The sequence below is a fragment of the Actinoplanes italicus genome (assembly GCF_003001815.1).
GTDB classification, from domain to species: Bacteria; Actinomycetota; Actinomycetes; order Mycobacteriales; family Micromonosporaceae; genus Actinoplanes; species Actinoplanes italicus.
On the sequence record NZ_PVMZ01000006.1, the window covers coordinates 263299 to 277721 of the forward strand.

At 71.0% G+C, this 14423-nt stretch carries 12 protein-coding genes; 5 read left to right on the forward strand and 7 right to left on the reverse strand.

Annotated elements, in window-relative coordinates; all coding sequences use genetic code 11:
- Positions 1 to 36 precede the first annotated feature (36 nt).
- Positions 37 to 1071, reverse strand: a complete 1035-nt coding sequence (gene hemE, locus CLV67_RS17405) for a uroporphyrinogen decarboxylase (protein WP_239165952.1) — start codon at positions 1069 to 1071, stop codon at positions 37 to 39.
- An 82-nt stretch (positions 1072 to 1153) separates the two neighbouring features.
- Between hemE and CLV67_RS17410 the strand changes: the two genes are divergently transcribed.
- Positions 1154 to 1720, forward strand: coding sequence for a DUF3000 domain-containing protein (locus CLV67_RS17410; protein ID WP_106319539.1), 567 nt, complete (start codon positions 1154 to 1156; stop codon positions 1718 to 1720).
- A gap of 9 nt (positions 1721 to 1729) precedes the next feature.
- On the opposite strand, the gene CLV67_RS17415 is transcribed toward CLV67_RS17410, so the two are convergent.
- On the reverse strand, positions 1730 to 2722 hold the full coding sequence (locus CLV67_RS17415) for a S1C family serine protease (protein ID WP_106319541.1): 993 nt from the start codon (positions 2720 to 2722) through the stop codon (positions 1730 to 1732).
- Positions 2723 to 2869: 147 nt separating this feature from the next.
- Here CLV67_RS17415 and CLV67_RS17420 point away from each other — a divergent pair, with 147 nt between their 5' ends.
- On the forward strand, positions 2870 to 4177 hold the full coding sequence (locus CLV67_RS17420) for a ribonuclease D (protein ID WP_106319543.1): 1308 nt from the start codon (positions 2870 to 2872) through the stop codon (positions 4175 to 4177).
- 181 nt (positions 4178 to 4358) lie between these two features.
- Here the strand turns inward: CLV67_RS17420 and CLV67_RS17425 are convergent, their stop codons facing one another.
- Positions 4359 to 5174, reverse strand: coding sequence for a hypothetical protein (locus CLV67_RS17425; protein WP_146169214.1), 816 nt, complete (start codon positions 5172 to 5174; stop codon positions 4359 to 4361).
- A gap of 354 nt (positions 5175 to 5528) precedes the next feature.
- Here CLV67_RS17425 and CLV67_RS17430 point away from each other — a divergent pair, with 354 nt between their 5' ends.
- The 3 genes from CLV67_RS17430 to CLV67_RS52705 all read left to right on the forward strand — a co-directional run bounded on the left by CLV67_RS17430 (position 5529) and on the right by CLV67_RS52705 (position 9761).
- On the forward strand, positions 5529 to 6725 hold the full coding sequence (locus CLV67_RS17430) for a thiolase family protein (protein WP_106319547.1): 1197 nt from the start codon (positions 5529 to 5531) through the stop codon (positions 6723 to 6725).
- Entirely contained in the window at positions 6722 to 8782 is a 2061-nt protein-coding gene (locus CLV67_RS17435; protein WP_106319549.1) for a 3-hydroxyacyl-CoA dehydrogenase NAD-binding domain-containing protein, read from the forward strand. The genes CLV67_RS17430 and CLV67_RS17435 overlap by 4 nt, the downstream gene beginning before the upstream one ends.
- Positions 8783 to 8912: 130 nt before the next feature.
- A complete protein-coding gene (locus tag CLV67_RS52705; protein WP_203736847.1) occupies positions 8913 to 9761 on the forward strand; it encodes a hypothetical protein in 849 nt (282 codons plus the stop codon).
- Positions 9762 to 9780: 19 nt separating this feature from the next.
- Here the strand turns inward: CLV67_RS52705 and CLV67_RS17445 are convergent, their stop codons facing one another.
- The 4 genes from CLV67_RS17445 to CLV67_RS17460 form a co-directional block, all read right to left on the reverse strand.
- Positions 9781 to 10998, reverse strand: coding sequence for a sensor histidine kinase (locus tag CLV67_RS17445; RefSeq protein ID WP_106319551.1), 1218 nt, complete (start codon positions 10996 to 10998; stop codon positions 9781 to 9783).
- Positions 10995 to 11669: a response regulator transcription factor gene (locus tag CLV67_RS17450; protein WP_106319553.1), complete on the reverse strand. Its 675-nt coding sequence runs from the start codon at positions 11667 to 11669 to the stop codon at positions 10995 to 10997. The genes CLV67_RS17445 and CLV67_RS17450 overlap by 4 nt, the downstream gene beginning before the upstream one ends.
- Before the next feature lie 62 nt (positions 11670 to 11731).
- The gene (locus CLV67_RS17455) at positions 11732 to 13039 is read right to left on the reverse strand and encodes an outer membrane protein assembly factor BamB family protein (RefSeq protein WP_170153904.1); all 1308 of its coding nucleotides are present in this window, start codon (positions 13037 to 13039) and stop codon (positions 11732 to 11734) included.
- 10 nt (positions 13040 to 13049) lie between these two features.
- Positions 13050 to 14408, reverse strand: a complete 1359-nt coding sequence (locus CLV67_RS17460; protein WP_170153905.1) for an outer membrane protein assembly factor BamB family protein — start codon at positions 14406 to 14408, stop codon at positions 13050 to 13052.
- Between the last annotated feature and the right edge of the window lie 15 nt (positions 14409 to 14423).

A 14423-nucleotide genomic window follows, 5' to 3' on the forward strand; every position in this document is an offset into this window, starting at 1 on the left:
CTCCGGCTGTGCCGTACCCGCCACAGCCGGGTCCGGTCAACGCGATGACACCTCGTGCACCAGGGCGGTCAGCCGGGTCAGCACATCCGGATCGGTCTCCGGCATCACGCCGTGTCCCAGGTTGAAGACGTGACCCGGGGCGGACCCGCCCTGCTGCAGCACCCGGCGGGCCTCCCGCTCGACCGTGTCCCAACCGGCGAACAGGATCGCCGGGTCCAGGTTGCCCTGCACCGAGCGGTCCGGACCGATCCGCTTGGTGGCCACGTCCAGCGGGGTGCGCCAGTCCACACCGACCACGTCGGCACCGGCCTCGCCCATCGCCTCGAGCAGCACCGCCGTGCCCACCCCGAAGTGGATCCGGGGCACGCCGGCGTCGACCAGGCCGCGCAGCACCGACGCCGAGTGCGGCATGACGAACCGCCGGTAGTCGGCCTCGGACAGCGCACCGGCCCACGAATCGAACAGCTGCACCGCACTCACCCCGGCGTCGACCTGGACCTTCAGGAACGTCAGCGTGATCTCGGCGAGGCGCGCGAGCAACGCGTTCCACAGGTCGGGAGCGCCGTACATCATGGCCTTGGTCTTGAGATAGGTCCGCGAGGGACCGCCCTCGATGAGGTAGCTGGCCAGCGTGAACGGCGCGCCGGCGAAACCGATCAGCGGGGTCGTGCCCAGCTCGGCCACCAGCAGCTCGACCGCCTCGGTGATGAAGGCGACATCGCCCGGCTCGATCGCGCGCAGACGGGCCAGATCGACCTCGGTGCGCACCGGCTCGGCCACCACCGGACCGGTGCCGGCCACGATGTCCAGATCGATGCCGGCCGCCGCCACCGGGACCACGATGTCGCTGAAGAAGATCGCCGCGTCCACGTTGTGGCGGCGCACCGGCTGCAGGGTGATCTCGGTGACCAGGTCGGGCCGGCGGCACGACTCGAGCATGCCGACGCCCTGGCGGATCTTGCGGTACTCCGGCAGCGAGCGCCCGGCCTGCCGCATGAACCAGACCGGCGTGTGCGGGACGGGCAGACCGCGGCACGCCCGGACGAAGGGGGAATCCTCAAGAACCGTCACCGAGACATCGTGCCACGCGAGTGAACGGCCTCGGCGGCGCGCCGAGCACCGACCGGCGGCGAGATCGGCATAGGCTGCCCCCATGGCGTCCCCCACCGCTGCCCCCGAGGCGTTCACCCGCGCCGTTGCCGGGTTGCGCGCGGAGTCGCCGCGGCCGGAGATCCTGCTCGAGGAGATCGCCGCGCCACAGCGGCTCGCGCCGTTCTCGTTCGCTCTCAGCGCCACCGTGCTCCGCGGAGGTGACGAGGTGGCGAGCGGCCGGCTCATCCTCCTGCACGACCCGGCCGGGCACGACGCCTGGCGCGGCGACCTGCGACTGGTCACGCTGATCACCGCGGAGCTGGAGGAGGATCTGGCCTCCGACCCGCTGCTGCCGGCGGTGGCCTGGACCTGGCTGACCGACGGGCTCGATCAGTACGCCGCGGCGTACACGGCGATCGGTGGCACGGTCACCCAGACCGCTTCCACCCGGTTCGGCGAGCTGGCCGGACCCGAGCCGACCGCCGATCTGGAGGTGCGCGCGTCGTGGACGCCCACCTCCGACGACTTCGGTGCGCACCTGCGCGGCTGGCTCGCGATGCTCTCCTCGACGGCGGGCCTGCCGCCGCCCGGAGTGGCCTCGCTCAGCGACCGGCAGTTACGGGTCTAGGGCCCGCTCCTAACTGTTTCCGCAGGCCCCGAGGGTCTCGCAGGCGACCTCGATCGGGATCGCCAAGCCGATGCCCTCGGCGTCCCGCGCCTTCGCCGTGGCCAGCCCGACCACCTGCCGGTTGGAGTTGACCACCGGACCGCCGGAGTTGCCCGGGTTGATGGGGGCGTCGAACTGGATCGTCGGCCCGTCCTCGGTGTCCCGGTAGGCGCTGATCACGCCGGTGGTCACCGAGTCCTCCAGTCCCAGCGGCGCGCCGACGACCATCACCTGCTGGCCCGACTTCACCTTGTTGCCGGCGACCTTCAGCGTGGTGATCTCGCGGTTGGCCCGCAGCAGCGCGAGGTCCTTGCCCTCGCTGACCTTGACGATCGTCGCGTTGATCCGGGTGTTGCCCCGCTCCAGCGTGACCGCCTTGTCGCCGCTGTCCCACACCTCCTCGACCACGTGGAAGTTCGTGAAGAGGCTGGTACGCCCGTTGGCCTGGCTGATCGCGAACGCCGTGCCGGTGAACTCGCCGGCCTGAACCCGGAAGACGCTGGGCAGTACGTCCTCGGCGATGCCCTCCGAGTCGAAGACCGAGGTCAGCTTTTTCTCCAGCTCCTCGGTGCGGCCCTGTGAGGAACTGACCCTCTCGGCGAGGTCGTTGCTGCTCTGGATCATGTTCTCGACCCGGAACGCCTGCCAGCCGGAGACGGCGACCAGCGCGACGACCAGGCCGATGACGATCGGCTTGTACCGGCTCCGCTTCGCCCGCGGCTGTTCGTAGGACGGCTGGGGGGCCTGATAGACCGGCTGTTCATAGACGGGCTGCTGGTAGACGGGCTGCTGCTGGTAGACCGGCTGCTCGTAGGACGGCTGCTCGTAGGACGGCTGCTGATAGGTGGGCTGCTGCTGCGCCCACGGGTCGTAGGCCTGGTACTGCTGCTCCTCCTGCCAGTTCCACTCCTGGGCGCGGCGGCCGCTGTTGGCCGGCGTGAAGGGCTCGAACGGAGTGGACATAAGGCGCGGCCTCCCGGTGGCGTCTCGGCGCTGCAACAGGTGGTACGGACGCAGGCGGCGAAAGGATGAACCCCCGGAAGATCGAGAATCGACGCGCCGGGAGCCCTGCTGCGCACGGCAAGGGTGCTACCCCCGTACGGTTACGGAGTGACCGACGAAGCACCCCTGCGCCGTCGGGACTCGCCGGACACGGCAGGGGACGGACCGCACCTTGTGCCGCCCGACCCGACATCTGGCGGTCCCGAGGATTCCCGCCCCGCGACACCCCTGACCGCACCCCGTGATGGCACGCCCCCACCGGTGGAAACCCCGGACGAGCTCGCCGATGTGGTTTCCCGGATGACGGCCGGCACCGGCCCGGTCGCCGTCGACGCCGAACGAGCCTCGGGCTACCGCTACACCCAGCGGGCATACCTCGTGCAGCTTCGCCGGGCCGGGTCCGGCACGGTGCTGATCGACCCCCTCCCGCTCGACGACCTGCGCACCCTGGACGCCGCGCTGGCCGACACCGAGTGGGTGCTGCACGCGGCCAGCCAGGACCTGCCCTGCCTGGCCGAGCTTGGTTTCCGGCCGCGCCGGCTGTTCGACACCGAGCTGGCCGCCCGGCTGGCCGGCTTCGAGCGGGTCGGTCTGGCCGCGCTGACCGAGCAGCTGCTCGGCTACTCGCTGGAGAAACACCACTCGGCCGCCGACTGGTCGACCCGGCCGCTGCCCGAGTCGTGGCTCACCTACGCCGCCCTCGACGTGGAGCTGCTCACCGATCTGCGTGACGTGCTCGCCGAGGAGCTGGACCGGCAGAACAAGACGGCGTGGGCCGCGGAGGAGTTCGCCGCGCTGGTGCAGAGCGCCGACCGCCCGCCCCGGGTCCGCCCCGACCCGTGGCGCCGCACGTCCGGGATCCACCGGGTCCGCGGCGCGCGGGCACAGTCCCGGGTGCGCGCTCTCTGGTACGCCCGCGACGGTGTCGCGGCCCGCCGTGACTCCGCGCCCGGCCGGGTCCTGCCCGACTCGGCGATCGTCGCGGCCGCCGAGATGGATCCGAAGGACGAACGCACCCTGCTCGGTATCCCCGGCTTCGGTGGCCGTTCGGTGCGCCGGCTGGCACGTATCTGGCTGGACGCACTCGACCAGGCACGGTCCCTGCCGGACGACGCGCTGCCGGTGAACCAGCCGGTCGACGGCCCTCCGCCGCCGCACCGCTGGGCCGAACGCGACCCGATCGCGGCCGCCCGGCTGGCTCGCTGCAGGCAGATCGTGGTCGGCACCGCCGAGCAGCACAACCTGCCACCGGAGAACCTGATCAGCCCGGACTTCATCCGCCGGCTGGCCTGGTCGCCGCCGGACGAGATGACGTCACGGACGGTCGGTGACACGCTGCGCGGTTTCGGCGCCCGTAACTGGCAGGTGAACCTGCTGGCCGACCAGCTCGCCGACGCTCTGCCCGAAACCTCCTGAATCACCCATACCGTACGGTCGACGCGCGCCACTCGTCGATCTTGTGAGGTTGCGGCCGGACGTCTCGCCGCAACCTCACAAGATCGCGGCCAAGGCGGCGGCGCGGCCGCGGCGCGATGGGGCGGTGAAATGCGAGAAGCCCGGCTCCGAAAGGGCCGGGCTTCTCACGTACGGCTGAAGGTCAGCTCTTGGTCTCGATCTGAGCCCGCAGCTTCGGGAACTCGGTCTTCACCTGCTTGGCCTTCTTGAAGTACCACATGAGCATGCCGATGCTGCCCTCGTCGGCCCAGCTGCAGACCGCCACGTCGACACCCTCGGCGTCACCGTCGCCGCACTTGGCCACGCCGCCCAGCTTGCCGGTGCTGACGTCGGTCAGGTTGCTGACCTTGAGGCCGCCGATGCCGATGCCGGCGAAGGTGCCGGCGAGCGCGGACTTCGGCTGGGGCACGTCGGTCTCGACGGCGATCGCGATGACGATGTCCTCGGAGCCGAGCTCGCCGTAGAACGCGCCGAACGAGTTGCCGGAGCCGTAGTCGGCGGCGATCCCGTCCTGCAGTTCCTTGGTGATGTCGGCGAACTGCTCGTCGGTCAGCTTCGGGCGTCCGCCCAGCTTGGCCGGCTCAGTGATCTTGATGTTCGCCTTCGGCGGCGCGGGATCGGTCGTCTCCGGCCCCGTCTCCGAGGTGGACTCGGTCGTCGGCAGACCGGAGGCGGCCGTGTCGATCGCCTTGCTGGTCTCGTCGATGGCGTTCTTGCCGACCAGGTAGAGCGACGTCACGCCACCGACACAGAGCACCAGCACCAGTGCGACGACGCCCAGGATGATCGGCGTCTTCGACTTCTGCGGCGGCAGGGGCGGCGGCGGGAAGCCGGGCGCGCCGTACTGCTGGTTCGGGTCGAACGGCGGCGGCTGGTTCGGGTCGTACTGAGGCTGACCGTACTGCGGCTGACCGTACTGTGGCTGGCCGTACTGCGGCTGAGCCCCGAACTGCGGCACGGTCGGGTCTGGGTATGCCGGCGGAGGCTGGGGCGGGCCCCATCCCGACGGCTGGCCGCTCGTCGGCTGAGCGGGGTTGGGTTCACCGGGGTACGGCGGGTACGTCATCAACGCTCCAAAATCGTGATGTCGATGGATCCTACCGGCGCCCGGAGCTCGGGAAGGTCCCTCAACCGGTGACATCCGGCACCGGTTCGGCCAGTCTTCGCTTTTCGGTTCAGGACGGGGCCGAACGGGCCGATCTGCAGGGATGGCCCGGAGATGTGACCTTTTCTCGGAGCCCCTGGCAGCTACTAGTTACTGGCGAGTAGCATTGCCGACACATTTGGGTTCACGCCCGCAAGGAGGCTTGCTGTGCCCCGTGAAGTACGCGAGGTCGTCTTCGTCGACGGCGTCCGCACCCCGTTCGGCAAGGCGGGCGGCATGTATGCCGAGACCCGCGCCGACGACCTGGTGATCCGCTGCATGCGCGAACTGCTCAAGCGGAATCCCAACCTCCCGCCCGAGAAGGTGGAGGAGGTCGCGATCGCGGCCACCACCCAGATCGGCGACCAGGGCCTGACGCTCGGCCGGACCGCCGCGTTGCTCTCCGGCCTGCCCAAGACCACGCCCGGCTACTCCGTCGACCGGATGTGCGCGGGCGCCATGACTGCGGTGACCAATGTCGCCGGCGGCATCGCGATGGGCGCGTACGACATCGCCATCGCCGGTGGCGTCGAGCACATGGGCCGGCACCCGATGGGTGAGGGCGTCGACCCCAACCCGCGGATCCTGGCCGAGAAGCTGGTCGACCCCTCCGCACTGGTGATGGGCTCGACGGCGGAGAACCTGCACGACCGTCTGCCGCACATCACCAAGGAGCGGGCCGACGCCTACGGCCTCAACAGCCAGATCAAGACCGCCAAGGCGTACGCCGACGGCAAGATCCAGCCGGACCTGGTCCCGGTCGCGATCCGCTCGGCCGAGCTGGGCTGGGGCCTGGCCACCGTCGACGAGGCCCCGCGCCAGACGTCGCTGGAGAAGCTGGCCACCCTGAAGACCCCGTTCCGCCCGCACGGCCGGGTCACCGCGGGCAACGCGGCCGGCCTGAACGACGGCGCCACCGCGGCGATCCTGGCCGACGAGGCCACCGCCCGCGAGCTGGGCCTGCCGGTCGCCATGCGCCTGGTTTCCTACGCGTTCGTCGGCGTCGAGCCCGAGGTCATGGGTTACGGCCCGGTCCCGTCGACGGAGAAGGCGCTGAAGAAGGCCGGCCTCACCATCGGCGACATCGGCCTGTTCGAGCTGAACGAGGCCTTCGCGGTGCAGGTGCTCGCCTTCCTCGACCACTTCGGCATCGCCGACGACGACCCGCGGGTCAACCCGTGGGGCGGCGCGATCGCCATCGGTCACCCGCTCGCGTCCTCGGCGATCCGCCTGATGACGCAGCTCGCCCGGCAGTTCGCCGAGCGTCCCGACGTCCGCTACGGGATCAACGCGATGTGCATCGGCATCGGCATGGGCGGCACCGTTATCTGGGAGAACCCGTACTGGGAGGGCGCGGCCAAGTGATCGAGAACCCGAACGAGGTAGTCACCAAGGCGATCCTCCGCCTGGTACCGGTGCCCGGGCTGGAGAAGCCCGCGGCCCTGATCACGCTGGACAACGGCTTCGACCACAAGAAGCCGAACAGCTTCGGACCGGGCGGCCTGGCGTCGCTGGACGAGGCGATCACCGCGGCCACCGAGGCGAACCCGTCGTTCATCGCACTGACCGGCAAGCCCTACATCTTCTGCGTCGGCGCCGACATCACCGGCATGCCGCTGATCAACTCCCGGGAGCAGGCCCTCGCGCTCGGCGAGCTGGGCCACCGGGTCTTCGCCCGCCTCCGCAACAGCGAGATCCCGACCTTCGCGTTCGTCAACGGCGCGGCGATGGGCGGCGGTCTCGAGGTCGCGCTGCACTGCCACTACCGGACCGTCTCCTCCGGCGCGGCGGCGCTCGCGCTGCCCGAGGTCGCGATCGGCCTGATCCCCGGCTGGGGCGGCTCGCAGATCCTGCCGAACCTGATCGGCATCATCAACGCGGCCACGGTCATCCTGCAGAACCCGCTGACCCAGAAGACGCTGCGTCCCAAGCAGGCCAGGGAGTGGGGTGTCGCGGACGCCCTGTTCGAGGCGGCCGACTTCCTGGAGGACTCGCTGGCCTGGGCGGCCGGCGTGGTCAAGGGCGAGGTCACCGTCGAGCGCCCGGAGATCGAGCGCAAGGACTGGGACGGCGTCCTCGAGTTCGCCAAGGCGGTGCTGGACGAGAAGCTGCACGGCGCCGTCCCGTCCGCCAACAAGGCCCTCGAGCTGCTGGCCCTGGCCAAGACGGCGTCCTTCGAGGAGGGCACCGCGGCCGAGACCGAGGCGCTCGCCGACCTGATCATGGGCGACGAGGCGCGTGCCAGCCTGTACTCGTTCGACCTGGTCCAGCGCCGGGCAAAGCGCCCGGTCGGCGTGCCGGACAAGTCGCTGGCCCGCAAGGTCACCAAGGTCGGCATCATCGGCGCCGGCCTGATGGCCTCCCAGCTGGCCCTGCTCTTCCTGCGCCGCCTCCAGGTCCCGGTCGTGCTGACCGACCTCGACCAGGAGCGCGTCGACAAGGGCGTCGCCTACGTGACCGGTGAGATCGACAAGCTGGTCGCCAAGAAGCGGATGGACGAGGGCACCGCGACCAAGCTGCGTCTGCTGATCAGCGGCTCGGTCGACAAGTCCGTCTTCGCCGACGCCGACTTCGTGATCGAGGCGGTCTTCGAGAACCTCGATCTCAAGAAGCAGATCTGGGCCGAGTTCGAGAAGATCGTCAAGCCCGAGGCGATCCTCGCGACCAACACCAGCTCGCTGTCGATCACCGAGATGGCGGCCGGCCTCGAGCACCCCGAGCGGGTCGTCGGCTTCCACTTCTTCAACCCGGTCGCCGTCCTCCCGCTGCTGGAGATCATCCGCGGTGAGAAGACCGACGATGCCACGCTGGCCACCGCGTTCGAGGTCGGCAAGACCCTGCGCAAGTCGTCGGTGCTGGTCAAGGACGCCCCGGCGTTCGTGGTCAACCGCCTGCTCACCCGGGTCACGAGCGAGATCTTCCAGGCCGTCGACGCGGGCACCCCGCTGGACGTGGTGAACGTGGCGATGGACCCGCTGGGCCTGCCGATGCGGCCGATCGCCCTGCTCCAGCTGGTCGGCCCGGCTGTGGCGTACCACGTGGGCGAGACCCTGCACGCCGCGTTCCCGGACCGGTACGTGGACTCCGCGAACCTCAAGCGGATCGTCGACTCCAAGCTGCCGGTCATGGTGGACAAGGAGATCAACCCCGAGGTCATCAAGATCCTCGAGGTCGGCGACGCCCCGCTCACCGCCGACGAGGTACGCCAGAAGGCGCTCGACGGCCTGGCCGAGGAGATCCGCATCATGCTCGACGAGGGCGTGGTCGCGGAGGCGCAGGACATCGACCTGTGCATGATCCTCGGCGCCGGTTACCCGTTCCACCTGGGCGGCGTCACGCCGTACCTGGACCGCAGCGGCACCTCCGAGAAGGTCACCGGCAAGCGGTTCCTCGCCGACGGGGTGGCGAACGTCCGCGCCTGATTCACATGGTGCACAACGAGTGCCCCCGCGCCGCTGAGGTGCGGGGGCACCTGTCGTTCACCCGTCAGCGGCCAGCCCGGTCGCCGGTTCGTCGGTAGGATCCACCGACTACACAAGTTCTGGAGCATCGATGACGTACCCTCCTCACCCCGGTGAGCCCAACCCTTCCGGATACCAGCCACCCCAGCAGCCGCCGCAGTACGGCCAGCAGCCCCCGCAGTACGGGCAGCAGCAGCCCCAGTACGGCCAGCAGCCGCAGTACGGCCAGCAGCCCCCGCAGTACGGCCAGCAGCAGCCGGGGCAGCAGTACGGCGCGCCTGCCCCGCAGTACGGCGAGCAGCCCGGTTACGGCCAGCCCGGCCAGCTCCCGCCGCCCGGCTTCCCGCCGCCGCCGGGGGCCCCGCAGAAGAAGTCGCGCGTTGTGCCGATCATCCTGCTCGTGGTGGGCATCCTGGCGGTGCTCTGCCTCGGCGGCGGCGCGGTGCTCTACTTCATCGGCAAGGACGCGGCCGACGACGCCGCGGCGGTCAGCATCACCGAGCCGGCGACGCTCGGCGGCCGGCCGAAACTGGAGAGCCCGGAATTCGCCACGCTGACGGCGGACATGGAGAAGAGCCTCGCCGAGTACCCGGGCGCCTCCGACTCGTTCGGCGCGTTCTACGGTGACCCGGCCAAGAAGGACATGGTCGCCGCCATCGCCACGAAGGCCCTGATCACGAACCCGCAGGCCGAGTTGGACGCCTCGTTCAAGACATTCGGCCAGGACGCGCCGGTCAGCGGCCTGACCGACGTCAGCACCGGCACGCTCGGCGGCGTCGCCAAGTGCGGCACCAGCGCGTTCTCCGGTATCGACGTGGCCGTCTGCGGCTGGGCCGACGAGGGCAGCGTCGGCATGATCATGTGGTTCTTCAAGAAGGCTCCCGACGTGCAGGCCGAGTTCCCGAAGGCGCGCGCCGAGATCGAGACCAAGACGAAGTGATCGACCGCGGCCGTCCCCCTCACCTGGTGCGGGGGACGCTCGCCGTCGCGGCCACCACGGGTGTCGTGTCGGCGGCCGGCAGGGTCACCGTGACCTCCAGACCACCACCCTCCTGGGCCACCGCGCTGACCGTGCCACCGTGCGCGTCGCAGACTGCCCGCACGATCGACAGACCCAGCCCCGAACCCCTCGATCCGGTACGTTCCCAGCCGCCGCGCCGGAACGGTTCGAACAGTCCCGGCACGTCGGCGGGCTCCACCTCGTAACCGGTGTTGCCGACGATCAGCCGGGCCCGGCCGCCGGACGACTCGGTGCGCAGCCAGAGCCGGCCCAGCAGGTGGTTGTAGCGGATCGCGTTCTCGATGAGGTTCCCGGCCAGCCGGTCCAGCAGGCTCGGGTCACCGACCACCGGAGCCGGGTCGAGTTCCGTGGTGACCTCCAGTTTCAGCCGCTCGGCTTCGACCTTCACCGCCGACAGCGCGTTCTGCACGCTGAGCGCCAGGTCGGCGGGCACCTTGCGGACCAGCCGCCGGCCGGACTGCGCTTCCGAGCGGGCCAGCACCAGCAGCGCGTCGACCAGCCCGTTCGCCCGTTCCGAGGCGTTGCGGACCACCTTGGCCATCCGCCGGTACTCGGCGACGTCGGCCTCGTCGTCGCTCAGTGTCACGTCGATCTCGGTGCGCATCACCGCGAGCGGGGTGCGCAGTTCGTGCGACGCGTTCGCGACGAACCGTTTCTGCGACTCGAAGGCGGCCGCCAGCCGATCCAGCATCGCGTCGAAGGTCTGCGCCAGCTCGGCCACCTCACCGTCCGCGCCCGAGTACCGGATCCGCTGGTCCAGGGTCTCCTCGCCGAGCCGCTGCGCGGTCTGGGTGACGTCCCGCAACGGACGCAGGGCACGGCCGGTCACCACGTAGGCCAGGACGATGCCCACGATCACCACCAGCCCCAGCGCGCCGAACCCTTGGAACAGCAGGTCGTCGGAGGCCTGCTCGACGACCTGACTCTGCCAGGCCGCCGCGTCGCGGACGTTGCCGTCGGCCAGGGTCACCGTCGTGCCCTCGCGCAGCGCCGGCACCGGCTGCACCGACTGGCTGATCAGCAGCCAGTCCAGCAGCACCAGCACCGTCCCGGCGCCGACCAGCAGCAGTCCATTGAGCAGGGTGAGCCGCAGCCGCAGGGTCGGTGGCACGTGCAGCCGCAGGCCGCGGCTGCGGAGCCCCGGATAGACGGTCACGAGGCCACGACCGGCTCCGGAACCCGGTAACCGGCGCCCACCACGGTCTCGATCAACGGCGGTTCCCCGATCTTCTTGCGCAGCGTGTTGATGGTGACCCGCACGGTCGTGGTGAACGGGTCGGTGTTCGCGTCCCAGACCCGTTCCAGCAGCTCCTCGCTGGAGACCACCCCGCCCTTGGCCTTGAGCAGCTCCTCCAGGACGCAGAACTCCTTGTTGGTGAGGTCGAGCGTGGCCCCGCCCCGGGTCACCACCCGGCGGGACTGGTCGAGAACCAGGTTGCCGACAGTGAGCACCGGAGGCGCGACAGGCGTGGCCCGCCGGCCCAGCGCCTGCACGCGGGCCACCAGCTCCTTGAAGTCGAACGGCTTGGCCAGGTAGTCGTCGGCGCCCAGCTCCAGGCCCTCGACCTTGTCCTCGACCGAGGAACTGGCGGTCAGCATGAGGACCCGGGTGAGCGCGCCCGACTCGACCAGGGCCGCGCAGATGTCGTCACCGTGCATGCCGGGCAGGTCACGGTCGAGCACGACCACGTCGTACCGGGTCACGTACGCCATCTCGTGCCCCTGGAGGCCGTCGTAGGCGACGTCCACCGCCATACCCTTGCGACGCAGGCCACGCGCGATCGCGTCGGCCATGTCCCGCTCGTCTTCCACCACCAGCACACGCACCGCTGACCTCCGCCGTCCGTCCGGGCCGTAGGTGCAGGTTACCGACCGGGAACCACGTGGCGTCAGAGCCGCCAGACGGCGATCGACGAATCGAGCCGCCGGCAGACCAGGACGGCCGTGTTGAACTGGCAGCCGCCGGCGATCCGCTCCGCCCGGCCGAGCAGGCGCACCTTCCCGTCACCCAGGTCGAGGACCCCGTACGCGAGCTGGTAGCCGGGCTGATTGAGGCGATAGACCCAGGCCGTGCCGGGGGCCGGACCCGGGCCTCCGCTGACCCAGCCGGGGATCCGCGTGACGACCGTCCCGCTCCTCGGGTCGAGCAGAGCCAGCGCGGGCTCGGCCTGGCTGGACTGGGAGACGACGACGTGCCCGTCGATGACCTCGCCGGCGTCGTACCCGTCGGCACGCCAGAGCAGGCGCCCGGTGGCCGGGTCGACCGCGCTGAAGCCGCCACCGCCGTACGTGGCGATGCAGATCGTCGGCCGGCAGTCCTGCGGGAAGCCGTCCTCGGGCATCACCGGTCCGGGGCGCCGCCATTTCTCGGCGAGCGTCTCCTGGTCGTAGGCGGTCGTCTCCTCGGTTCCCCGCCCGACCAGCACCAGACCGCCGGCCGCCCAGATCGCCGTGTCGTCCCGGAGCGGGCCGGCCGGCCGGGTGGTCGCGGTGACCACACCGGTTCGGGCGCTGCGTACCTCCAGCCTCCCGTCGGCGCGCAGCGCGTAGATCCGCTCCGGGAATCCCGACCAGAACGACTCGACCGGCATCGTGACCTGCAGTACCTCGGACGGCTCCATCGACCAGAGGACGGCGCCGGTCCGCGGATCCATCCCGCGCCAGACCGGCTGGTTCGCCCCCGGTCCCTCATAGGCCAGCAGCACGCTGCGGTCCGGTGCGATGCCGTACAGGTCCACCGGGCGGGTCCAGACAGGCGTCTCGTCGTCGGGCCGCATCACCGACGTGCCCGGGTCGCCGTTCTGCACGTCGCTGAAGCCGACCATCAGCAGGCCGTCGCCGACGTCGGCGATCCGCTGGATGTCGCCGGTCACCTCGACCCGATAGGTGTCGAGCAGCTCCATCCCGGGCAGGTCGTAGGCCCTGATGGTGTGATGGCGGACCACGGTGCCGACGGGGTCGGCCTGTTCGACCACGTAGAGCCGGTTCTCGTCGAGCCGGATCCCGTCGCCCAGCGTCAGCGGCAGGACAAAGGGTGCGGGCGGCGGCTGCGGCGGCGGGCCACCTCCGCCGAGCATCACGACCAGCAGGAGGGTCAAGGGCCCGAGAATCCAGCGGTACGGCACAGGCGCGCGCGGCAGTGCGGTCCCGGACTCACCGGACGGCACCTCGCCGAGGTCGATCTGGACGTCCCGCACGATGCGATGCTCAGACCCGGTAGGCCCAGACGCGCAGCCCTCGGACATCCCGACAGACTACGTAGCGATCGTCGCCCCCGCAGTCCCCGCCACTGCCGCCGGCCACCCCGAGAACCCGTACCTCGGGCCGCCCCGGCAGCACCGCCCCGAAGGCCGGCCCGCCGCTCGCGTCGTCGCGCCGGAGCAGCAGCACCCGGGAGGCGAAACCCTCCACCTCGCCGGTCCAGCCGGACAGCGACAGCAGCGGCCGTCCGGTGGCCGGATCCACCAGCGCCGACGGGGTGCCCGACGACGGCTCACGCATCACCACCCAGCCGGACCGCACCGCCAGGTCCACCTCGGAGGGCGCCGACCAGGCCGCCCGCCCGGTACGCCGGTCCAGCACCCGCACCTCGCCGCGTTCGGCGGCACAGAGCAGCCCGGCACAGTCCGCCGAGTCCAGCCCGGGGTCGAGGTCGCGGATCCAGAGACGCTCCAGGGTCCGGGTGTCGTAGCCGGCCTGCCGCCCGGCCTCCGGATAGCCGATCAGGGCCACGTCGTCCAGCACGTCGCTGGTGCCCGGCCCGTAACCGTCCTCCCGCGGCAGCGTGGTCTCCCGCAGCACCGCGCCGGTGCGGGCGTCGTGCAGGCTCAGCGCATCGGAGGCGGTGATCAGGACGGCGGGGCGGTCGTCACCTCCACCGGTCGCCTCGGCGGTCACCGAGCCGCCCGGCGCGGCGCTCCACAGCACCGCGCCGGTGGCCAGGTCGAGACCGCGTACCTCGGTCCGGATCGGCGGCTCCACGTGCGGCTGCCCGTCGGCCGAGAAGTAGAGCATTCCCGGATCGCCGGACTCCTGGTCGTACAGCGTGCCGGGCCGGAAGATCCGCTCGGTGACGATCGCCGTGCCGCCGGCCACCGGGGTGATCCGTGCCGGGGTGGTCCACCGGATCCGGCCGGTCGCCGGGTCGAGGATCGTGCTGGACAGACCCGCGCTGAGCAGCAGCAGATCGTCGATCCGCTCCACCCGGACCACCCCGAAGACGCCGTTCACCGGGTCGAAGGAGGCGCTGATCGGCACCTCGGCGCTCCACAGCCGGTGCGGCGACGGCTGCAGTCCCCACGCCGTCAGGAGCCGGTTCCGGCCGGCCGAGACGACCGTGAACACCCGGCCGCCGGCCATCTGGATGCTCGCCTCGGCGCCGGCCTCGGCCGGGATGAGCCCGAGCTCGCGCCAGAAGGTGCCACCGGTCGGCGCGGCACCGCCGAGGGTCAGCAGCAACGCGACGACCAGGGCCAGGCCGGCATGGCGGTAACGCCACGGGGGCGGTGGGCTGCGTTCGGCGGGCCGATCGGGCAGGGCGTCCAGATCCAGATCGATCAGCGCCACGCCACACCTTTCCCG

Bases quoted from the DNA above. Each gene is read 5' to 3' on its own strand.
- CLV67_RS17415 (WP_106319541.1), bottom strand. From the start codon at position 2,722: ATGTCCACTCCGTTCGAGCCCTTCACGCCGGCCAACAGCGGCCGCCGC.
- CLV67_RS17410 (WP_106319539.1), top strand. From the start codon at position 1,154: ATGGCGTCCCCCACCGCTGCCCCCGAGGCGTTCACCCGCGCCGTTGCC.
- CLV67_RS52705 (WP_203736847.1), top strand. From the start codon at position 8,913: ATGACGTACCCTCCTCACCCCGGTGAGCCCAACCCTTCCGGATACCAG.